Raw genomic sequence first — 21464 nt, 5'->3', positions numbered from 1 at the left:
CTGACCAGCTAGAAGCCCACTTGCAAGCCAAGCGTGAACGTGCGAATGTTCGGGTAGCTGCCTTCGTCTACCCCGCGCATCAGCGTATTGCTACGTTCGTTGAGCGTACCGGAGCCCACGGTTTCAGGGTCGTATCCTTTGTAGCGCGTGATGGTAAAAACGTTTTGCCCGGTCAGCGTCACGCGCACGCTACCTAGGCCATTGGCCCAGGCCAGCGCTTCTTTCGGAATGTTGTAGCCCAGCTGGAGGTTGCGCAGGCGCAGGTAGGCGCCGCTTTCCAGAAAGCGCGTCGAGTTCAGCCGTGAGTTGTTGCCCGCCGAAGCACCCGCGAAAACCGGCCTAGGAGTCGTCCCCGAAGGGTTTTGCGGCGTCCAGGGGTTCAGGTCGCGGCGGTAGTTGGTGTTCTCATCCATGCGGTCGAGCCACCATCGCGTCGCGTTCAGAACGTCGTTGCCCGTCACACCCTGGAAGAAAGCGGCCAGGTCGAAGTTGCCATAGCCGGCAGTCAGGTTCAGGCCGTACTGAAGCTTGGGGTAGACCCGCCCGACGTGCGCCCGGTCGCTTTCATTGATGAGCCCGTCGCCGTTCAGATCTTTGTAGCGCACATCGCCGGGCTGGGCCGTGGGCTGGGCGCTGCTCGCAATGTTGTCGCCCTGCTGAAAAATGCCGTCGAACTGATACAGGTAGAACGAGCCGATTTCGTAGTTCTCCTCGGTGCGGGTTACCTCAAAGTTGTTGGAATACGTCAGGAACGACACCGGCTGGCCGCTGGCGTCGCGCAGACGCGTCACCTCGTTGCGCAGCGTGGTCAGGTTGCCGGTGATGCTGTACTTGAAAGGCTTTTCCGTTTCGTTGTAGCCCAACGACAGCTCGAAGCCCCGGTTTTCCAGCTGTCCTAGGCGTTGGTAGGGCAGGCCCGCGCTACCGAGCACCAGCGCAATTTCCGGGTCAATCAGAGCATTGCGCGTCTGCGAAACGTAGTACTCGGCCGACAAAGTAATGCGGTCCTGCAGGAAGCCGAAATCTACGCCGCCATTGATAGTGCGGCGGTCTTCCCAGGCAATATTGGCGCTCGGCAACTGCGTCTGAATTTGGCCGTTAGCTAGGTTTTGATCGGGGCCAAGCGGGTAGTTTACGTTGGGATTGATGGTGGGCTGGTAGCGGTAAGAGCCGCCGTAAGGGCCTCGGATAAAGTCGTTGCCCAAGGCCCCATAGCTGGCCCGCAGCTTCATGGTGCTGATGCGGTCAGTGAGGCCGGTAAAGAACTCTTCCTGCGAGATGCGCCACCCCAGGGAAGTCGCCCAGAACGTGCCCCAGCGGTCATTGGTCGGGAAGCGCGACGAGCCGTCGCGGCGAATCGCGGCCGTCAGCAGGTAGCGCTGGTTGTAGTCGTAGGTGAGCTGCCCGAAGTAGGATTGCTTGGTCCAGGTGTAGTCATTGCCCGATACCTGCGGCGAGGTGCTGCCGGCGCTCAACTGCCAGTTGTAGTTCGGGCCGGTGCCGTAGCCATTGTTCAGACCGCGGGTAAACTCGTTGTGCTGGCGCTGCACGCTGTAGCCGGCCACGGCCGTTATGTTATGATTACCAAAGCTTTGGTCAAACGTCAGCGTATTCTAGGCCAGTCCAAACAAGTTGTTGCCCTGGTTTTCGGCATAATACGAAGGCACATTGGGGTCACCGTAGCGCCAGAAGCCGTACTGCCGCCGTTCCCGGTCGTGGTAACCTAGGTATTCGATACCTAGGTTGAGGCGGTAGCGTAGGAAGCTAAGGATGTCGACTTCGCCAAAGATGCTGCCTTGCAGGCGGTTAGAGGTAGTAGGCGTGGTAAACAGCTTTTGCTGAGCAATCGGGTTGGTGCCGTACGTCTGCGCGTTCAGGTCGCCGTAGCCAAAGCCGCCGGGGTGCGTGGGGTCGTACACCGGCACCACCGGCAGCATCCGACCTAGGTCGATGAAAGGTGTGCCGTTCAGCCGGGTTTGGTTGGCGCGCGTGAGCAGCAGGCTTTCGCCCACCCGGATTCTCCCGCGGGTAAAGCCCGAATTCACGCGCACGCTGTAGCGCTCGAATTTCGGCCCCACCACGGTGCCCTGCTGATTGAAATAACCCAGGCCAATCAGGAAGTTTGAGGAGCTGTTTTCGCCCTTGTTGCCACCCGAAAAGTTCAGGTTGTAGTCCTGAATAGAGCCTTGCTTGATAAACTCCTTCTGCCAGTCGGTGTCGATGCCGGGCAGCCTGTCGGCGTAGGGCAGGCGGGCCACGCCACCGTTGTCGTGGGCTAGGTTATTAATAGCGGCCCACTCCTGCGCGTTCATCAGGTCGTAGGTTTTGCGGATATTCTGCACCCCGCCGGAGGCGGTAAAGTTGATGGCCGGCGTTCCTGCCTTCCCGCGGCGCGTCGTGATGATAATCACGCCGTTAGCACCGCTGGAGCCGTACGGGGCCAGCGAAGCAGCGTCTTTCAGCACCTGCACGCTCTCCACGTCCTGCGGATTGAAGTCGCGGATGCTGGTCGTCCAGAGGCCATCGACGACATACAGCGGGCCGCCGCCGCTGGAAATCGAGCCCACGCCCCGGATGTTCACGGCCGGCTCCTGCCCCGGAATCCCCGAGTTGGTGACCTGCACGCCCGGTACCCGACCCTGGATGCTTTCCGTCACTGTAGCCACCGGTGCCCGCCGCACGTCGGCAGCACTAACCGTTGATACCGAACCCGTTACCTCCTGACGGTTCTGGGTGAGGTAGCCGACCACCACCACGTCATTCAGGGTTTTGGTATCGGGCGCCAGCGAAACATCGATGGTTGCGCGCCCATTTACCGCCACTTCCTGCGCCGTGTAGCCCACAAAGGAAAACACGAGCGTAGCATTGGCGGGCGCCGTGAGGGTATAGCGGCCATCGGCGTTGGTTTGGCCGCCGTTGCTGGTACCTCTCACTACCACGTTCACGCCCGGCAGGCCTGCGCCTTTCTCATCGGTCACGCGCCCGCTGACGGGGCTATCGGCTTGAAAGTAAAGCAGCTTAGCGGCGCTGGTTCGCCAAGTAAGCTCGTTCGTTTCGGCCGCCGCCGACTGGGCAGCCAGGCCACAAAGCACCACCGGAACCGCCAGTCGCGCTAACCTGGGTACATTCTTTTTCATAAATAATTATTTGAGTGGGAAAAGGCATAGCTGAACTGTGCAATCGATTGCACGTGCACCACAGGTATCTTTGGTTTAGGAAGGCCAGCTGTTAGCCAGATCGAAAACCAGAGCTAGGTCGGAAGGGGAGGTGTGGTCGTCGGATAGCGACGGAGCAGGGCGGTCCTAATGGGTAGTCAGGAAACGGGAGCGAATTTTTTCATTCAACTTGCTGCCGTAATCTTAGCAGTAATTGCGACTAATATCAAGAGGTTGAGTGCAATTTTATGTTTGATAAATTATAATATAGCAACAGACAACCTCCTTTAAACGAACAAGCATGTGGGCAGGTTTAGGCGGCATCAGGCTTCCTGCGCTGGTTGCGTTCCGGTAAATAGGATTTAAGGTGCTGGGTAAAGGAATAGTAGCCACCAGATTTGCAATCGATTGCACACGGCATTGTTTGGAAGTTATTTTAATACTTTATCATTGCCCCTCGTATAGTTCGTATACGTGTTTCTTACCACCTCCTTCCTATGCCCCTACAGTCCATTGCTGCTGCGTTCCAGCGCCACTTTGGGCACGAGCCGCTGCTGGTGCGTGCCCCAGGCCGAGTTAATCTGATCGGTGAACACACGGATTACAACGGCGGCTTTGTGCTGCCGGCGGCCATCGACAAGGAAATTTACTTCGCCGTAGCCCTGAATGGCAGCACTACGGCCCGGCTGCACTCCTACGATCTGGATGAGTCGTACACGACCGAAATAGCCAACATCCAGCGAGATGACACGCAGTGGGCCAACTACTTAAAAGGTGTAGTAGCACAGTTCCAGAAACTGGGCATTGAGGTGCCTGGCTTCGACTGCATGTTCGGCGGCAACATTCCCATTGGCGCAGGCCTGTCGTCGTCGGCGGCGGTGGAATGCGGGCTAGGTTTTGCCCTAAACGAGCTGCTCGGCACCAACATCAACCGCATGGACCTCGCCAAGATGGGCCAGCAAGCCGAGCACGAATACGCCGGCGTCCGCTCCGGCCTGATGGATCAGTTTGCCAGCCTCTTCGGCCGCCCCGGCAACGTGGTGCGCCTCGACTGCCGCTCGCTCGACTACGAGTATTTTCCCTTCAGCACCGAGGCCTGTCATATCGTGCTCTGCAACTCGGGCGTGAAGCACGCCCTGGCTAGCTCCGAGTACAACACGCGCCGCGAAGAGTGCGAGCAGGGCGTGGCCATTTTGCAGAAGCACTATCCGCATCTTTCCATTAAAACGCTGCGCGACGTGACGCGAGAGCAGGTCGAAACGCACCGCACCGAGCTAGGTGACGTGGTGTATCGGCGCTGCCGCTACGTGGTGGAGGAAAATGCGCGCGTCGAATCGGCCTGTAACCACTTGTTGCAGGGCGACTTGCGGGCGTTCGGGCAGGATATGTACGGCTCGCACGCCGGCCTGCGCGACGATTACGAAGTGAGCTGCCGCGAGCTGGATACGCTGGTTGACACTGCCAAAGCACTGCCCGGCGTCTTTGGCGCCCGCATGATGGGCGGTGGTTTTGGGGGCTGCACCATCAACTTGGTAGCCGTCGATCAGGTAGATAGCTTCGTAGAAGCTATGACTCAGGCGTATCAGGATAAGCTCCAGCTCACGCTCGAAACCTACAAAACCACTATTGTCGGCGGCGTAGAAGCGGTGGCCGGTGAGATGGTGAAATAGTGAGGCGGTGAGTAGTGAGTAAGGACGTTGTTGTTTACTCACAATTTCACCATCTCACCACTCACAATTTCACCATCTCACCACCTACCATTTCACCATCTCACCACATCTCATGTCTTCTTTCGATACCACCGAGCACTCGCACCGCCGCTACAATCCGCTCACGGGCGAGTGGATTCTGGTGTCGCCGCACCGCTCGAAGCGCCCCTGGCTAGGCCAACAGGAAAAACCCGAGCAGGAAGTTCGACCGGCTTACGACCCTACGTGCTATCTATGCCCCGGCAACACCCGTGTGGGCGGCATCGTGAACCCGCAGTATACCAGCACGTTCGTTTTTGATAACGACTTCGCCGCGCTGCAAACCGACGCGCCGGAAGGCTCCGTAAACCTAGGTGGTCTGCTCCGCGCCGAGGCCGAATCGGGCCTGGCGCGCGTCATCTGCTTTTCGCCGCGCCACGACCTGACGCTTCCGGAAATGGACGTGAAGGCCATTCGCGGCGTGGTGGACGTGTGGGTGCAGCAATACCAGGAAATCGGCGCCCGCCCCGACATCAACTACGTGCAGATTTTCGAGAACAAAGGCTCGATGATGGGCGCCAGCAACCCGCACCCGCACGGCCAGATCTGGGCGCAGCGCACTGTGCCCGTCGACCCCGCCAAGGAAACCGTGCAGCAGGAAGCCTACTTCAAGGAGCACGGCCGCAGCCTGTTGTCGGATTACCTGGAAATTGAGCTGAAGGAGCAAACCCGCGTTGTGCTTCAGAATGAGCACTTTGTAGTGCTGGTGCCGTACTGGGCCGTGTGGCCGTTCGAAACGCTGCTGGTGCCGCGCCGCCATGTTACGAGCATCGAGCAACTAACTGATGCCGAGCGCGATGCCTTCGCCGGCATCCTGCGCCAGATCACCATTCGCTACGACAACCTCTTCGAAATCTCCTTCCCGTATTCCGCCGGCATTCACCAGCGCCCCACCGACGGGCAGGCGCACGAGTCGTGGCACTTGCACATGCACTTCCTGCCACCGCTGCTGCGCTCGGCTACGGTGCGCAAGTTCATGGTCGGCTACGAGCTGCTGGCTAATCCGCAGCGCGACATCACGCCGGAAGCCGCCGCCGAGCGCCTGCGCGGCCTGCCCGATGTGCATTATAAGAGTCGGTAAGCTAAGAGTTGTAACGTTTTAGTATAAACAAAAGCGCGTATGTCATTCCGAGCTGCGCGAGGAATCTGGATTAGCTACCTAGGTCGGTAACTCAGATTCCTCGCTTCGCTCGGAATGACATACGCGCTTTTGCTTTGGTATCAACCCGCCTCGCTGCGCAACACTTCGAGCGGTGGCCGCGTGAGTACGTCGCGGCTGTTGAGCAAGCCGATCAGCATCGTCAGGCCTGTGGTGACAACGGCCAAGATCAGCAACGGAGCTAGGTTTGGGGTAAAGGCTACTTCAAACACCCACAGCGCCAGCGCCCAGCCCGCAAAGGCAGATAACACCAAGCCGGCAATAGCGGCCAGCAAACCGAGCAGTGCATATTCTACTAATGTTATGCGCAAAATCTGCCGCCGACTCGCGCCCAACGTGCGCAGCAGCACACTCTCCTTTATCCGCTGATACCGGCTCACAAACACCGAGCTAATTAGCACCAGCAGCCCCGTGGCAATGCTGAACAACGCCATGAAGCGAATCACAAAGGAGATTTTGCCCAGAATGTCGTCCAGGGTTTTCAGGATCAGACCTAGGTCGATGGCCGACACGTTGGGGAAGCGCTGCACCAGCTCGCGTTGCACGGCACCTAGGGTCGTGTTGTTGGGCACGCGCGTCATCAGCACGTAGAACTGTGGGGCCGCTTCCAGCACACCGTTGGGAAACACGACCAAGAAATTCGTCTGCACCCGCGACCAATCCACCGTGCGCGTGCCGCTCACGATGGTGGTCAGCGGCAGGCCTTGCACGTTGAAGGTCAGCGTGTCACCTAGCTTGAGCTTGAGGCGCTTAAAGTAGCCGTCTTCCAGCGAGATGCGCGGCGTGCCATCTGGGCCGAGCGACGGTGCCTGGCCGGTTTCCAGCTTTTCGGAGGCAATCAGCTTATCGCGGTACGTGACGCGGTACTCGCGGCTGAACACCCATTTCGGAATGCCCCGCGTACTATCTTTCTTGAATTCAGAGCCCGTATGGCCGTTGATGGCCGTCAGCCGCATCGTCACGATGGGCACTTCTTGCAGCACCGGCAGCTTCTGGTTTTTCACCAATTGCACTACACCGGCGCGCTGCTGGGGCTGAATATCGAACAACACTAAGTTCGGCTGCTTCCCGCTGCCCGCCACCTGCACCCGCCCCAGCAGCAAGCCTTGCAGGAGGTAAAGCGTAGCGAGCAGAAATACCCCCAAGCCAATCGAAACGGTCAGGGTAATCGTCTGGTTATTCGGGCGGTACAGATTAGCTAGCCCTTGCCGCCAGATGTAGCTCCAGGAACTCGGGAAGTAGCGGCGCACCACGCGGCGCAGCAAGTAACCCAGGCCGGCCAGCGTACCGAAGGCCACCAGCAAACCGGTGGCAAAACCTAGGGCTAGCTTCCAGTCGCGGGTTTGCAGGTAGGCAAAGCCCGTGATGAACGCCGCAATCAGCGCGTACACCGTGAGGCGCAGCGGGTCGGTTTTTTCAGTCGTTTCCTCATACGACGCCCGCAACGTGCGGAGCGGCGACACGCGCCGAATTTCCAGCAACGGCAGTAGCGCAAACAGCACCGCCACTAGCACACCCGTCAGCACGCCCTGCGCCACGGCCATCCACGAAATAGCCACGTTCACCGCTACCGGCAAAAAGCCCGCAAACACCTTAGGCAGCAGCAGTTGCACCGCCGTGCCGATGGCTGCCCCGACCAAAGCGCCGACCAAACCCATCAAAGCAATTTGAAGCAAGTAAATCAGCAGCGCCTGCCAGCCACTAGCGCCCAAGCAGCGCAACACGGCCACGGCCGAAATTTTCTCGCGCACATACAAGCTCACGGCGCTGGCTACGCCCACGCAGCCGAGCAGCAGGGCCACAAACGCCACCAGGTTCAGGAAGCGCGTGAGGTCGGCGAAGGAGCGGCCCGTTTGTTTTTTGCGGCTGGCTACCGTGTCAGAATCGATGTTGACCTTATCAAACCTAGGTTCGAGCGGCTTAATAAGCTGATCAACATTAACGGTGGCCGGAAACTGATAGTAGCGGCGGTACTGAATGCGGCTGCCGCGCTGCACAAGGCCGGTTTGGGCCAGCAAAGCACCAGGAATAAAGACGGTCGGCGCAATCGAAGCACTAAACTCCGACTGGCCCGGCGTTTTGCGCACGCGCCCTGCAATCTGAAAGATCAGGTTGCCGACTTTAATCGAGTCGCCGGGCTTAGCGCCGAACTGCACCAGCAGCGCGTCGTCTACCAACGCTATACGTTGCTGATTAGCTGAGGCTTGCCGGAACGTAGTTGCCGCCGCGGTGGGCTCGACTACCCAATCGCCATAATAAGGGAAGCCACCCGTAAGTGCGCGTATTTGCGCCAGCCGCACGCCTTGGCCTTTGGGAAATTGCACGAGTGAAGCAAAGGCTACCTCATCGCTGTGGGTGCGACCTAGCTTTTGCAATGTAGGTTGCAGCGCCGCCGGGAAAGGTTGGGTGGAGGATAACACCAAATCGGCACCCACCAGCTCGCGGGCCTGTTCGTCGATGCTGCGGGCTAGGTTGTCGCCGAAGCCATTGATGCCGACCAACGCCGCAATGCCCAGCACAATAGCCGACAAAAACAGCAGCAACCGCGAGCGGCTGCGACGACTATCGCGCCAGGCCATGCGCCAGAGCCAGCCCACGCCCGGCCGCGCCGAAGGTAAATTACTGTTCACTGGGCCATTTATTGGACCATTCAGCGAGCCGCTCATTGGGCCGGGGTGGACGCGGTGGTCCGTTGAGTAAGCGAATCGGAAACAACGCTGCCGCCTTTGATGCGCACCACGCGCTGGGTTTTGGCGGCTAGCTCCAGGTCGTGGGTCACGAGTATGAGCGTGGTGCCCGCCTCGCGGTTCAGGCCAAACAGCAGATCCACGACTGTGGCGCTGGTGTCGGCGTCGAGGTTGCCGGTGGGCTCGTCGGCAAACAGAATCTTGGGTCGATTGGCGAAAGCACGGGCCAGCGACACGCGCTGCTGCTCGCCACCCGAAAGCTGCGTTGGGTAGTGATGGCCGCGGCCACCTAGCCCCACGCGTTCCAGCAGCGCCTGTGCCGTTTGGGCGCCGCCTTTCACGCCGCGTAGCTCCAGCGGTACCAGCACATTTTCGAGGGCTGTGAGTGTGGGCAGCAGTTGAAAATTCTGGAAGATGAAGCCCACATGTTCGTTGCGCACGGCTGCCCGCTGATCTTCATTAAGGTTATCGAGTTGAATACCATTCAGCCACACGCTGCCCGACGCTGCCCGATCCAGGCCTGCGCACAAACCGAGCAGCGTGGTTTTGCCGCTGCCCGAAGGCCCGACGATGGAGAACGTGTCGCCGGCGTGCAGCTCGAAGCTGACGGATTCCAGCACCGTGAGCGACCGGCCGCCGCTGCTGTACGATTTAGTGAGGTTTTCTACTTTGAGCACGAAACAAGAACAAATAAGCCGCTCAATGAGCGGCGGCGAATACGAAAGAAAAGTAGCTGTCATTCCGAGCCGCGCGAGGAATCTGAGTTATGAGATAAGCATTCTAGGTTAGCTACCTAGGTTGGTAACCCAGATTCCTTGCGCCACTCAGAATAACAGACGCATAAGCAGTTACTACGAAGACGCACTAGTCGTTACGATATTTTCTGCCGTAACGCGTATACCCGGAAAAATCATTGCCCGCATGAAAACCCTCCCGATCCTTCTTAGTTGCTGGCTGCTGCTAAGCAGTTGTGGCAACAACTCCCAACCCGCTGCCGACACCGCCGCCACTACCACGCCCGACAAGCCCGCGCCAGCCAAAGCCGCTAGTAAGCCAACTATTCTGTTCTTCGGTAACAGCATCACGGCGGGCCTGGGTGTCGACCCCGAGCAAGCCTTTCCGGCTTTGGTTGGGCAAAAAATTGACTCCGCGGGCCTAGGTTACATGGTTGTGAATGCCGGTTTGAGCGGTGAAACCACGGCCGGCGGCCGCAGCCGTGTGGGTTGGGTGTTGCGCAAACCTGTGGCCGTGTTCGTGCTGGAGCTAGGTGGCAACGACGGTCTGCGCGGCCTTCCGCTTACTGATACCCGCCGCAACCTGCAAGCCATCATCGACACGGTGCGCCAGCTCAGCCCGCAGGCGAAGATTGTGCTGGCCGGCATGCAAATTCCGCCAAACCTAGGTGCCGATTACGCCGCGCAATTCAAGCAGCTCTACGGCGAGCTGGCGCAGAAAAACAAGCTCACCCTGATTCCTTTTCTGCTGGAAGGCGTAGGCGGAGTAGCCAAATTCAACCAGCGCGACGGTATTCACCCAACGCCGGAAGGCCACCGCTTAGTCGCCCGCACCGTGTGGGCGGTGCTCCAGCCATTGCTACGACAGCCGATGGCGCAGGCGCAGTAGCGTTGCTGCTACTGCTTATTACCAGGTTTTAGCTTGCCAGCTTCCCGCATCACCACCGAGGAAATGGCGAGTAGCAGCTTGCGCGAAGGCGTGATACCGGCCGTGAAAGCGAGCAGCCGGTTTTTCCAGCCGGGCACCACGTTGAGCTTGCCGCGCATCATGGCGCGGTAGCCGGCCCGCGCTACGGCGCTAGCCGTCAGCAGGGTGCCTTGCGCGGCGGACGCCCGACCTAGGTCGGCCCGCTCGATAAAGCCTGTTTTCGTGACGCCAGGGTTCAGCACAGTTGCCGTGACGCCGGTACCCTTTAGCTCAGCGTGCAGGCCTTCGGTGAAGTGCATCACGTAGGTTTTGGAAGCGCCGTACGTAGCCAGGTTGGGTAGCGACTGAAACGCCGCCAGCGACCCAACGTTCAGAATGCGCCCAAACCGGCGCTGTACCATCTCCTTGACAAACAAGGTGGTCAGCGTCGTGAGCGTGATGATATTCAAGCTGAGCATATTCTCGTACCCGGCCGGGTCGGCTTGCTGCACCGGCCCGTAAGCGCCGTAGCCCGCATTATTGACCAGATAGTCGATTTGCAGGTTCTGGGCCTTGCAGGCATCGTAAAGCGCCTGTGCCTGACCAAGAATCGACAAATCCAGATCAAGGCACACCACCTCGACTTGATATTGCTGCTCGAAGTCCTGCTTGAGCTTCTCCAGCAACGATTTGCGGCGCGCAACCAGCACCATATTGATGCCATTCTGGGCAAACAGTTTTGCCAGCTCATACCCAATGCCACTTGAGGCACCGGTAATAAGAGCCGTCTGATTTTTGAAGGGCGTCATGGGTCGGGTTGGTAGCTTTGAGTTTATACGGTATAGTCATGGGAGAAGCTAGGCGTTGTCAAACCGACCATTCTGTTGCTCTTGGCAAGAAGACCTAGGGCATAACCTGGCAGATAGCCAGCGATAAGCCAGTGGGAGCAGAATAAGATAAACTTAAATAAGATAAATTATATTATATAGATTACTAAAAGCTGGATTTAGCAAGTGCGCTTTCTATGATATCTACTGATGAAATAGTAGAAAAAATACGTATAAAGTACTAATTAAGCCTAGGTATATATGCCCATTTGCGTCCAGATAAATATTGTTTTTAAATAAATAGTTATATAAGTCATTTAACAAATCTAACTTAGAGGAGTTTTCTTACTAAAACCCTATTTGCATAAGGTTATTTACTGTACTCGTGATGCAAGGCAATCAATCAACTGCTTCCTACTCAACTATGGCAACTGCATTGGGTTCTGAACAGCACAAAGAGACTGTGCTACAACGTAATAAAGTGCGCATAATTGGTGAAGGAAAGCCGCCGATGCTATTATGTCATGGTTTTGGGTGCAACCAACAAATCTGGGGGTATCTCACCACGGCATTAGCTGCTCGCTACCAACTGATTCTTTTCGACCATGTGGGCGCCGGCGCGTCAGATCTGAACGCCTACGATCCGGTAAAATACGCCAGTCTTGAAGGCTATGCGCAGGATATTGTGGAAATCTGCCAAGTGCTGAACTTACGGCAGGCCGTTATTGTGGGCCACTCCGTAGGGGCTATGATTGCGATGCTGGCTGCTATTCAGGCGCCCGAGCGCTTCGCAAAAGTAGTGATGTTGGCGCCTTCGCCGTGCTACATCAACAAACCCGGCTACTACGGCGGCTTCGAGCAGGAAGACCTGGTGCAGCTGCTTCAGCTCATGGAGGCCGATTACAACAGCTGGGCAAATATGTTTGCGGGCTTATTGGTGGGCCCCGCTAACCCATCTTCACTAGGTGAAGAGCTGGCCCAGTACTTCTGTGAAACAGATTCGGCTATTGCCAAGGATTTTGCCCGGGTTGCCTTCTTCGCCGATAACCGGGCCGAAGTTCCGCAGTTGCAGGTCAGCACGCTGCTGCTGCAATGCTCGCAGGATGCAGTAGCCCCAGAAGAAGTGGGAGAGTACCTGATGGAGCACCTGCACGAGGCCACCATGGTGAAGCTGCAAGCCACCGGCCACTGTCCCCACCTAAGCGCCCCGCTGGAAACCCTGGCGGCAATGGAAGCATTTCTGGTGTGAGGAAGTGGCGAGGTGGTGAACTAGTGAGGTGGTGAGTTTGACGTTCTACTTGTGCAAACCGGGCAGCCAGAACGTCGAACCCACCACCTCATTAGTTCACCACCTCGCCACTTACCGCACCATTGTCGTGGGCTGGGTGCGCAAGGATTGCTTTAGCTCCTGCTCCTTCATCTTCTTGCAGGTGAGCAGAACAACGGCGTCGTTGCTCATGGCGTTTTCTTCGTAGCTCATGTGCACCAGCTTGGCATTCCACGAATAGCGCTGCGCAAATGGGCTACCCTGCACACCGGGGCCAGCTTGCTGCCGCAACGCAGCCAGCACCGCTCTACTGTTTTTTGCTCCCTGCGTTTTGAGCATCACAACGGCTAGCTTGCCTTTGTAGAAACCGTAGGTAATGTCGGCTACATCGCCCTCACCTAGCTTCTTTACTTCACCGGTACGGCGGTAATAGCGCGTGTTGCCAGCCTTCTCAGCCAAAGCCAAGTCTTTGAAAGCGGAGGTGTCTTTCTCGAAACGAGCACCGTGGAAGCCGTAGGCTTCATCCAGGCTTTGCAGGCTAGCTTGCTGACTCTGAGCTAATACCGGTGATGATGCAAGAGCAACTAAGCCAAGCAGCGTAGGCAGGAACTTCATAGAAAAAGGATAAGAAGTGGAAGAAATGAGGAAAGTAAATGGTTGTATCATCGCAAAATTCAATAATACAAATAAAGTATAAATTGGATAACTGTTGTCGAAAGCAGCTTATTGCTTCTGAAAACAAGGTTAAGTAGTTGGTATTATATAACTATAAAAAGAAAAGCCTGCTCTTTGGCAGGCTTGCTGGACGAAATCGGCTGAGCGGCTACACTAGCTCCTCGTAGCTACAGCTGCTCGGAAGGGGGAGAATGCGGGTTATGGCGCTCTGTAAGCCCTTGAAGTTGATTTGGTCTCGCAGAGGATAATGGTCGTAGATGTAGCGCTCCACGATAAAAGAAGCAACTCGCTCGGCACCCATCTGGGCCCACACGCGGCGCACACCGTCGATGCGCCACACCGCTCGGCTGTAAGGGTTTGTAACGGTTACGGTTACGTCGTGCGGAGTTACTTTTTCGCACTCGACAAGTAAATGGCAGTTGGTCGTTGCGTTCATGGCGGTAAGAGCTGTTATAAGCGCTACACTACCAAATGGCGTGCCTAGAGTTGTTCGGCGCCCCGGCAGGCTTAGCGCAGCACTACCAACTGTGCCAACCTAGGCGACTCATACTGAGCGGTCTAAGCTTGTGGTGCCACGCCGCGCCAGGTATATTATTATATAGATGTCGTATAGAGTTGCCCGAGGTGCAAGATATTGGCTATCAGTAGTAGCTGCGCGAAAATCCCGTTTAATTCTGATAGTCAAACGGCAGGCTGCGGCGTATAGTCAGGGTTTACTACCTCCCCTCACCTTAGCGCGTAGCAAAATATCATGGCTAAAAAAGTAGCAGAACAACTTGTGGAAATGCTGGTAGCGGCCGGTGTGAAAAGAATCTATGCCGTCACGGGCGACAGTTTGAACGAAGTGAACGACGCCGTGCGGCGCAACGGCGAAATCCAGTGGGTACACGTGCGCCACGAAGAAGCCGGTGCTTTCGCGGCGGGTGCCGAGGCGCAGCTCAACGGCTTGGCGTGTTGCGCGGGCAGCAGCGGACCCGGCCACGTGCACCTCATCAACGGGCTCTACGACGCGCACCGCTCCGGCGCGCCGGTTATCGCCATTGCTTCCACCGAGGCTAGCTTTGAGTTTGGTACCGAGCACTTTCAGGAAACCAACACCATTAAGCTGTTCGACGATTGCAGCTGCTACAACCAGATTGCCAGCACGCCGCAGCAGTTTGCGCGCATGTTTCAGGCCGGCATTCAGCACGCCATCAGCCGCAAGGGCGTGGCCGTGGTGGGCCTGCCCGGCGACGTAGCCGCCGCCGAGGCTGAAGAAAGCATGACGGCCATGCAGGTCTTCCGCACCGACCCCATCATCCGGCCTTCCGACCAGGAGCTGCAAACCCTGGCCAGCCTGCTGAATGAGCACAATAAGGTGACGCTCTACTGCGGCCTGGGTGCCGCCGAAGCGCATCCCGAACTGATTCAGTTGGCTGGTTTGCTCCAGTCGCCCATCGGCTACACGTTCCGCGGCAAGCTGGAAATCCAGTACGCCAACCCCTACGAAGTGGGCATGACGGGGCTGCTCGGTATGCCCTCGGCCTACCACAGTATGCACGAGTCGGACGTGCTGGTGCTGCTGGGCACTGACTTTCCCTACACGGCCTTTATGCCGGTGAAACCCAAGATCGTGCAGATTGATATTCGGCCCGAAAGGCTAGGTCGGCGCGCGAAGGCCGACCTAGGTTTGTGCGGCGCCATCAAGCCCACGTTGCAGGCGCTGATTCCGCTGATCCGGCAGAAAACCGACGACAGCTTCCTCAAGGCACAGCTCGACTTTTACCAGCAGGTGCAGAAAAACATGCGCGCCTACGTGGAAGACACGGGCCAGCACGACGCCATTCACCCCGAATACGTAAGCGTGGTGATTGACCAGCTGGCGGCCGACGATGCCATTTTTACCGTCGATACGGGCATGAGCTGCGTGTGGGGCGCCCGCTACATCCAGGCCACCGGTAAGCGGGTGATGATGGGCTCGTGGAACCACGGCTCGATGGCGAATGCGATGCCGCAGGCCATTGGGGCGGCGTTGGCGCGACCCAATCAGCAGGTTATTGCGCTGTGCGGTGATGGCGGCCTTACCATGCTGCTCGGCGATTTGTCGACCATTGTGCAGTACAATCTGCCCATCAAAATCATCGTGTTCAACAACCGCGCCCTGGGCATGGTGAAGCTGGAAATGGAAGTGGCTGGCCTACCCGACTGGCAAACCGATATGCCCAACACCGATTTTGCGGCTATCGGGCAGGCCATGGGCATTCACAGCCTCACGGTGCACGAGCCGGGGCAGGTGCAGCAGGCGCTGGAGCAAGCCTTCGCCCACCCTGGCCCGGTGCTGGTCAACGTCCTGACTGACCCGAACGCGCTGGCCATGCCGCCCAAAGTCGAGTTCGATCAGGTGAAAGGCTTTGCGCTTTCCATGAGCAAGCTCATTCTGGGCGGCCGCATGGACGACGTGCTTGACACGGTGAAGTCCAACTACAAGCACCTGCGCGAGGTAATTTAACCGGGAAGCCGGCCGCTCGACGTAGCAGGTTTTGCCGGTAGGGAGCTAGGTTGTCGATGGTCATCGGCGCGGTGATTCCGGGAATTGGGTGCCTGCTGTTTTAGTTGCCGCCTCTTTCCGCGGGGCGCCTGTTGCGGAGGACTAACGCGTAAGCTAGGTTAGTGCCAACTGCTTAGTAGCCAGCTCAAACGATACAATAAAAAGGTCCGCTCCGGCGGACTTTTTTGTTGGGACCTAAAGCGTGGTTTTGCTCAGGGCCAAGGATTTCTCAGTTCAGGCAGCGCAATCCTCAATTCAGACAAGAAGTGATTTTCGGCCCTGAAGGCGCCCAATATTTTTACAGCAGTCAGCAGCACAAAAAGGCGAGAGAAGCCTGGTAGAAGCCGGTTTTCGCCCACTTGTCGACCTGACTGGCGCCTTCTTTCGGTCACGACTAATCCTTCTTTCTGCTGTGAAAAATCTGCTACTCCCTCGCTTACCGCGACCCGTTGGCTTACCCCTGGCTTTGTTACTGGGAGCTGGTCCGGCGGCTCAGGCTCAAAATGCTGCCATTACGGGCACTGTGCGCACCGCCGCGGGTGCGCCGCTCGAATACGCAACCATCACGCTGCATCGCGCCGCCGATTCGGCGGTGGTCAGGACGGAGTTTAGTGATGGGCAGGGAGCGTTTCGCTTGGAGGCTGGCACCGGGCGCTACCTGGTTTCGGCTTCGCAGGTCGGCTTTGTGCGGCAGTGGAGCCAGGCTTTTGACGCGCAAATGGCCACGCAGCTGCCCGCGTTGGCATTGCCCGCCAGCACGGCCACAACGCTGAAAGAGGTTACGGTTGTGGGCCAAAAACCACTTTACGAACAGCTGGCCGACCGTACCATCGTGAACGTGGAAGGCTCGACCCTAGCGGCTGGCAACAACTCCCTCGATGTGCTCACCCGCTCGCCCGGCGTAACGGTGGACGGCAACGACAACCTGGCTTTGCGCGGCAAACAAGGTTTGCTGGTGCTCATCGACGGCAAGCGCCAACCCATGAGCGGCACCGAGCTGGCCGACTACCTGCGCGCTTTGCCGGCCGAACAGCTCAAGAGTATCGAGCTGATTACCAACCCACCGGCCAAGTACGACGCGCAGGGCAGCGCCGGTATCATTGCCATTAACCTCAAGAAAAATCAAAAGCTAGGTACCAACGGCACCGCCAACCTGAGCTACGGGCGGGGGCAATATGGCAAGCTTACCACGGGGCTGACGCTGAATCATCGGTACAACAACCTGAACCTGTTTGGCAACTACGCCTACGCCGACCGCAACGGCTTTGATAAACTCGACATCAACCGGCGCTTTTACAAAGAGCAGGACGGCGTGCGGCAGGAGTCGGACCGCATGGCGCAGCGCAGTGTGCAACTCGTTAGCAACCAAAGCCATACCTGGAAAGCGGGCGCCGACTACAGCCTAGGTAAGAACACGGTGCTGGGCGCGGTGGTCAGCGGGTTGTCGGACCGCGGACCGGAGCGGGAAAGCAATACGTATGTCACGTTCTTCGACGCTGCTAATCAGCCTGTTGATATTTACCACACGGTTTCGCGCCGCAGCTACTCGTTGCCCAACACGGCCGCCAACCTCAACGTCAAGCATTCGTTCCCGAGCGACTCCAGCGGCAGCCGCGAGCTAACCGCCGACTTCGACTACGCCCGCTACGACACCCATCGACCTCAGGCGCTGACCACGTTCTTTGAGCTTTCGGGGCGGCCGGCGGTGCTGGTTGCCGGCAACCAGCGCGGGAAGCTGACCATTCAATCGGTGAAGGCCGACTACCTGCATCCGCTTTCGAAAACGGCCCGCCTGGAAGCGGGCGTGAAAGCCAGCCGCGTGCAGGCCGACAACGATGTGCGTTTTGAGAACACCGTGAACGGCGAAACCACCGTGGACCTGGGTCGCACCAACCGCTTCCGCTACGACGAGAACATCACGGCGGCCTATGTGAGCGTCAACCAGACGCTGGCGAAGCTGAGCGTGCAGGCCGGTTTGCGCGGCGAGCAAACGGACGTGACGGGCCGGCAGCTGATGCGCAGTGGGGGAGATGTTGGCTTCCGCCGCCGCTACGTGCAGCTGTTTCCGAACCTAGGTCTGAAGCAAACCCTTACCGACAAGCACGAAGTGGCTGTGTCGTTGAGCCGCCGCATCGACCGGCCTTCGTACGGCCAGCTCAACCCGTTTCGCGTCATCATCGACCCGACGACTTCCGGCTCCGGCAACCCCGACCTGCGCCCCCAAACCAGCTACAACGTGGAGCTGACGCACACCTACAAGCAGAAAATCAGCGTTGGGCTGAGCTACAGTAGCACCTACCGGCCCATCGTGAACACGGTGCAGCCCGAAACCGACAGCACCGTGATTGCGCGGCCCGCAAACCTAGGTCGGCAGCGCTACCTGGGCCTCACCATCACCACGCCGCTGCAACCCGCCAGGTGGTGGACGATGCACAACACGGGCGTGTTCTACCGCAACCGGTTTGTGGGTACGTTGGCTGGCACGGCGCTCAATGCCGCCCGCGCCACCTTCAACCTGACCAGCAATAACACCTTCACGCTGGGCAAAACGTGGAGCGCTGAGCTGACCGCCCGCTATCAAGCCAAAAGCCAGTATGGCTTCTTCCTCATTCAACCCTACGGGCAGCTGAACCTAGGTATTCAGAAGATGGTGTGGGACCGGAAAGGCAGCATCAAGCTGAACCTGGGCGACGTGCTTTACACCCGCAAGGTGCGCGCCGCCTCCACCTACGACAACTACGCCGAAACCATTTACCAGCGTCAGGATACGCGGGTGGCTACCCTCGCCTTTTCCTACCGCTTCGGCAACGACAAGCTCGTGCCCACGCGCAAGCGCTCAGATGGCGCCGAGGAGGAAAAACGGCGTGCTGGCTAGGCAGCCTTAGGTTAGCAGTCTTTTTATCTTTGATAACGAACTACTTACTGCCGCTTTCAATATGAGATTCTTTGCTGCCTTTCTGGTTCTGCTTGCCCTTGTGGCTTACCCAACGCAAGCCCAGGAACTGCCCCGGCGTCCGTACGTAGGCATCGGGTTGCAGGGCCTCAACGACAGCCTTCAGCGCCGTTACAAACTGCCTGGCAAGAACGGCATCTTCATCCGCGACGTGCGGGCGCAGTCTTCGGCTGAGGCGGCTGGTCTGCAAGCCCACGATATTATTATGCGGATTGATGCCGTCGACCTAGGTCCGGAGGTCAGTCAGTTTATCAGCTTGCTGAAGCAGTACCGTACTGGCGATAAAAGCACGTTCACGGTGCTGCGCGACGGCCGAAAAATCCGCAAGCAGGTGGTGTTTACGGCTTTTCCGCGGGACCAAAGCCCGTTGTACGAGGCGCAGTATTCGTCGGTGCAAGTGGGTGGCAATCAGCTGCGCACCATCATCACCACGCCCAAAGGTCTGAAGCGACAGAAGTTTCCGATGGTGCTGTTTATCCAGGGCGTAGGCTGCTTTTCGGTGGATAACCCACTGATGCCGACTGAGACCACAAACCGCATCATCGACTCGCTTTCGCGCCACGGCTACGCCACCATGCGCGTCGATAAGACCGGCATGGGCGACAGCAAAGGCCAGCCGTGCCTGGAGTCGGACTTCCGGACCGAAGCCAACGGCTACAAAGCTGGCCTGGCCGCTATCCGGAAGCTAGCTTTCGTCGATCAGCAGAACATCTTTATCACCGGCTTCAGCATTGGCGGCATCATGGCGCCGCTTGTGGCGGAAGGCCAGTCGGTGAAGGGTGTGGTGGTGTACGGCACGGCCAGCCGCAACTTTATCGAGTACGCGTTGCAGAACAAGCGCAACCAAGCCCAGCTTCAGCAGCTACCCTACGACTCCATTACCAACCTGATGAAGACCTACACGGCGGCCCTGCACCTGCTGCTCACTGAAAAGCAAACGCCCGCTCAGGTGCTGGCTAAGTACCCCAGCGCCAAGCCGTTGATTTCCTTTCCGCAGCACTACACCTACATGCAGCAGTGGCAGGAAGTGAACCTGGCTGCCGTCTGGAAGAAGCTGAATACCCGCGTGCTGGCCCTGCGCGGCGAGGCCGATTATATCTCCTACAACGAGGACCACCAGCTCATCGTCGACATCGTGAACCGCGAGCATCCCGGCCAGGCCACGTTTCAGCGGCTGCCCAACGTCGACCACGGATTTGCCAGAGCCAAAACCCAGCAGGAAAGTATGCGCCTGACGGATGCCACGAATCCGGAGCGCAATTTCGAGTTCATGACCGTGATACTGCGCTGGCTGGATGATCAGCGCCAAGTGTGAGGCCAAAAACCTAGGTCCGCACCTAGGTCTGTCTGAATAAGATATTGATAACCATGCTTAGCCGGATTTATAGTCCGGTTGCAAGGAGCTGAGGATGTGCAATCCTCGCCCGCAGCGCGGGCCATTACACCTGCACGCTAATTTCTGGCGGAGCGGCTCCGACGGATTGCAAATCCGCTGCTCCATAGGCCAGATTGCAAATTCGGCCTAGCGGTACCGAGCGGTAACTGCTGCAAAATCAACTTCCACTCTTCCCCCATTCCTTTGCTATGAAAACGATCTTTTACAACCTGGCTGTTGCTGGGCTGAGCTTGTGCGCAACGGCTACGGCATCGGCCCAAAGCCTGCCGAACGGCAACTTCGAAACTTGGTTGCAGCGTCGCGGTTCGGAGCGGCCCGCCAGCTGGTCTACGACCGACGACTGGCTGCACCGGGAGGGGACGTCGGGAATCAACACGGGCACCGTGACCAAAACCCAGGACAAGCACAACGGCAGCTTCGCCGTGAAGCTGCAAACACAATTTGTGTTTAGTACCTGGCTGCCAGCTATCCTCTCACTTGGCAAACTGCCTGATTTCGACCACGACAAGCTTGGTGGGGTGCCGTTCACGGGCCGGCCTTCCCACTTTCAGTTTCAGTACAAACAAACGGGCTACGACATTGCCGGCGATTCGGCGCACGTGGTGGTGTCGCTTACCCGCACCATAAATGGTAGGCGGCAGGTGATAGCCGGCGCCGATTCGCTGCTGCTCGACGGACCTAGCTCCTACACGTTGATGCGCCTGCCGCTGCACTACCAGTCTGCGCTGGCACCCGATTCCGCTTTTGTGCTGTTTCAGACTGCTACCGGCGAAACGTACACCGTTGGCAATGCCCTCTACCTCGACGACATGGCCTTCGCCGACGAGGTGACGGCCACGCACGACGCCAAGCTGGCCGCCGCCCTGCAAGTCTACCCGAACCCGAGCACGTCGGGTCTTTTCACGCTCACGGCTGCGGGCCCCGAGGTAGACCTGGCCCACGCCAGCCTCACCGTGACCGACGCCCAGGGGCGCGCTATTCTGCGCCAGGCGCCGCTCGGCAATGCCCAGCCGCGCACCCTCGACCTGCAAAGCCAACCCGCCGGCTTTTACCTGCTGCGCCTCACCACGCCCCAGGGCTTCGTGGTGCGCCGCCTGATCAAAACCTAGGTTTTCCTGCTCTCTAAGCTAGGTCAGATTCATAGCCTGACCTGGCCTCTGACCGCCCGGCAGTTGCTTTCAGTAGCTGCCCTGGCTTCTGCTTGCCTTTCCAACCTTCCTTTCCACTCCTTTTATGCAACCTTCTTCCTTTCTGCCGGCCAGCTGCCTGCTGAGGCTTGCGCTGCCGGCCTGCGCCCTGCTTGCGGCCTGCAACCCCGATCCGGAGCCGGAGCCGCGCCCCGTCGCGGCCTTCACCTACACCGGCGGCGAGTGCCAGAGCAACTGCCCCGTTACCATCAATAACAGCTCGCAGAATGCCAGCTCTTACC

13 protein-coding genes and 1 pseudogene are annotated in these 21464 nt (G+C 58.3%); 8 read left to right on the top strand and 6 right to left on the bottom strand.

Annotation, left to right across the window (positions count from 1 at the left end):
• Positions 1-8 precede the first annotated feature (8 nt).
• A pseudogene (locus IEX74_RS23265) lies at positions 9-3137 on the bottom strand (SusC/RagA family TonB-linked outer membrane protein).
• 515 nt (positions 3138-3652) lie between these two features.
• Here IEX74_RS23265 and IEX74_RS14340 point away from each other — a divergent pair.
• A complete protein-coding gene (locus IEX74_RS14340; protein WP_188814702.1) occupies positions 3653-4825 on the top strand; it encodes a galactokinase in 1173 nt (390 codons plus the stop codon).
• A 112-nt stretch (positions 4826-4937) separates the two neighbouring features.
• Complete coding sequence (locus IEX74_RS14335) at positions 4938-5984, top strand: UDP-glucose--hexose-1-phosphate uridylyltransferase (RefSeq protein ID WP_188814701.1); 1047 nt, start codon at positions 4938-4940, stop codon at positions 5982-5984.
• Positions 5985-6124: 140 nt separating this feature from the next.
• Here IEX74_RS14335 and IEX74_RS14330 read toward each other — a convergent pair whose 3' ends face one another.
• Both IEX74_RS14330 and IEX74_RS14325 read right to left on the bottom strand, forming a co-directional pair.
• On the bottom strand, positions 6125-8641 hold the full coding sequence (locus IEX74_RS14330) for an ABC transporter permease (protein ID WP_188815017.1): 2517 nt from the start codon (positions 8639-8641) through the stop codon (positions 6125-6127).
• 83 nt (positions 8642-8724) lie between these two features.
• Entirely contained in the window at positions 8725-9426 is a 702-nt protein-coding gene (locus tag IEX74_RS14325; protein ID WP_229755303.1) for an ABC transporter ATP-binding protein, read from the bottom strand.
• A gap of 244 nt (positions 9427-9670) precedes the next feature.
• Here IEX74_RS14325 and IEX74_RS14320 point away from each other — a divergent pair, with 244 nt between their 5' ends.
• On the top strand, positions 9671-10372 hold the full coding sequence (locus IEX74_RS14320; protein ID WP_188814699.1) for an arylesterase: 702 nt from the start codon (positions 9671-9673) through the stop codon (positions 10370-10372).
• 8 nt (positions 10373-10380) lie between these two features.
• On the opposite strand, the gene IEX74_RS14315 is transcribed toward IEX74_RS14320, so the two are convergent.
• Positions 10381-11199, bottom strand: coding sequence for an SDR family NAD(P)-dependent oxidoreductase (locus tag IEX74_RS14315; protein ID WP_188814698.1), 819 nt, complete (start codon positions 11197-11199; stop codon positions 10381-10383).
• 442 nt (positions 11200-11641) lie between these two features.
• On the opposite strand from IEX74_RS14315, the gene IEX74_RS14310 reads away from it, so the two are divergent.
• Entirely contained in the window at positions 11642-12466 is an 825-nt protein-coding gene (locus IEX74_RS14310) for an alpha/beta fold hydrolase (protein WP_188814697.1), read from the top strand.
• A gap of 111 nt (positions 12467-12577) precedes the next feature.
• On the opposite strand, the gene IEX74_RS14305 is transcribed toward IEX74_RS14310, so the two are convergent.
• Both IEX74_RS14305 and IEX74_RS14300 read right to left on the bottom strand, forming a co-directional pair.
• On the bottom strand, positions 12578-13099 hold the full coding sequence (locus IEX74_RS14305; protein WP_188814696.1) for a hypothetical protein: 522 nt from the start codon (positions 13097-13099) through the stop codon (positions 12578-12580).
• A gap of 208 nt (positions 13100-13307) precedes the next feature.
• Positions 13308-13595: a hypothetical protein gene (locus IEX74_RS14300; RefSeq protein WP_188814695.1), complete on the bottom strand. Its 288-nt coding sequence runs from the start codon at positions 13593-13595 to the stop codon at positions 13308-13310.
• A gap of 315 nt (positions 13596-13910) precedes the next feature.
• On the opposite strand from IEX74_RS14300, the gene IEX74_RS14295 reads away from it, so the two are divergent.
• The 4 genes from IEX74_RS14295 (at position 13911) to IEX74_RS14280 (ending at position 21144) form a co-directional block, all read left to right on the top strand.
• A complete protein-coding gene (locus tag IEX74_RS14295; RefSeq protein WP_188814694.1) occupies positions 13911-15647 on the top strand; it encodes a thiamine pyrophosphate-dependent enzyme in 1737 nt (578 codons plus the stop codon).
• Between the two features lie 451 nt (positions 15648-16098).
• Positions 16099-18561, top strand: a complete 2463-nt coding sequence (locus IEX74_RS14290) for an outer membrane beta-barrel protein (protein ID WP_229755302.1) — start codon at positions 16099-16101, stop codon at positions 18559-18561.
• A 61-nt stretch (positions 18562-18622) separates the two neighbouring features.
• Positions 18623-19954 (top strand): CocE/NonD family hydrolase, encoded by a 1332-nt coding sequence (locus tag IEX74_RS14285; RefSeq protein ID WP_188814693.1) that lies wholly within the window; start codon positions 18623-18625, stop codon positions 19952-19954.
• Positions 19955-20223: 269 nt separating this feature from the next.
• Positions 20224-21144, top strand: a complete 921-nt coding sequence (locus IEX74_RS14280; RefSeq protein ID WP_188814692.1) for a T9SS type A sorting domain-containing protein — start codon at positions 20224-20226, stop codon at positions 21142-21144.
• The last annotated feature ends 320 nt before the right edge of the window (positions 21145-21464 follow it).

Origin of the sequence: Hymenobacter cavernae (assembly GCF_014641455.1) — a bacterium.
In the GTDB taxonomy this organism is placed as follows: Bacteria; Bacteroidota; Bacteroidia; order Cytophagales; family Hymenobacteraceae; genus Hymenobacter; species Hymenobacter cavernae.
Note: the sequence above shows the minus strand (reverse complement) of the source record. Positions and strands in the feature narration are given on the sequence as shown.

Bases quoted from the DNA above. Each gene is read 5' to 3' on its own strand.
- IEX74_RS14340 (WP_188814702.1), top strand. From the start codon at position 3,653: ATGCCCCTACAGTCCATTGCTGCTGCGTTCCAGCGCCACTTTGGGCAC.
- IEX74_RS14335 (WP_188814701.1), top strand. From the start codon at position 4,938: ATGTCTTCTTTCGATACCACCGAGCACTCGCACCGCCGCTACAATCCG.
- IEX74_RS14330 (WP_188815017.1), bottom strand. From the start codon at position 8,641: ATGGCCTGGCGCGATAGTCGTCGCAGCCGCTCGCGGTTGCTGCTGTTT.
- IEX74_RS14320 (WP_188814699.1), top strand. From the start codon at position 9,671: ATGAAAACCCTCCCGATCCTTCTTAGTTGCTGGCTGCTGCTAAGCAGT.
- IEX74_RS14315 (WP_188814698.1), bottom strand. From the start codon at position 11,199: ATGACGCCCTTCAAAAATCAGACGGCTCTTATTACCGGTGCCTCAAGT.
- IEX74_RS14310 (WP_188814697.1), top strand. From the start codon at position 11,642: ATGGCAACTGCATTGGGTTCTGAACAGCACAAAGAGACTGTGCTACAA.
- IEX74_RS14305 (WP_188814696.1), bottom strand. From the start codon at position 13,099: ATGAAGTTCCTGCCTACGCTGCTTGGCTTAGTTGCTCTTGCATCATCA.
- IEX74_RS14300 (WP_188814695.1), bottom strand. From the start codon at position 13,595: ATGAACGCAACGACCAACTGCCATTTACTTGTCGAGTGCGAAAAAGTA.
- IEX74_RS14295 (WP_188814694.1), top strand. From the start codon at position 13,911: ATGGCTAAAAAAGTAGCAGAACAACTTGTGGAAATGCTGGTAGCGGCC.
- IEX74_RS14285 (WP_188814693.1), top strand. From the start codon at position 18,623: ATGAGATTCTTTGCTGCCTTTCTGGTTCTGCTTGCCCTTGTGGCTTAC.
- IEX74_RS14280 (WP_188814692.1), top strand. From the start codon at position 20,224: ATGAAAACGATCTTTTACAACCTGGCTGTTGCTGGGCTGAGCTTGTGC.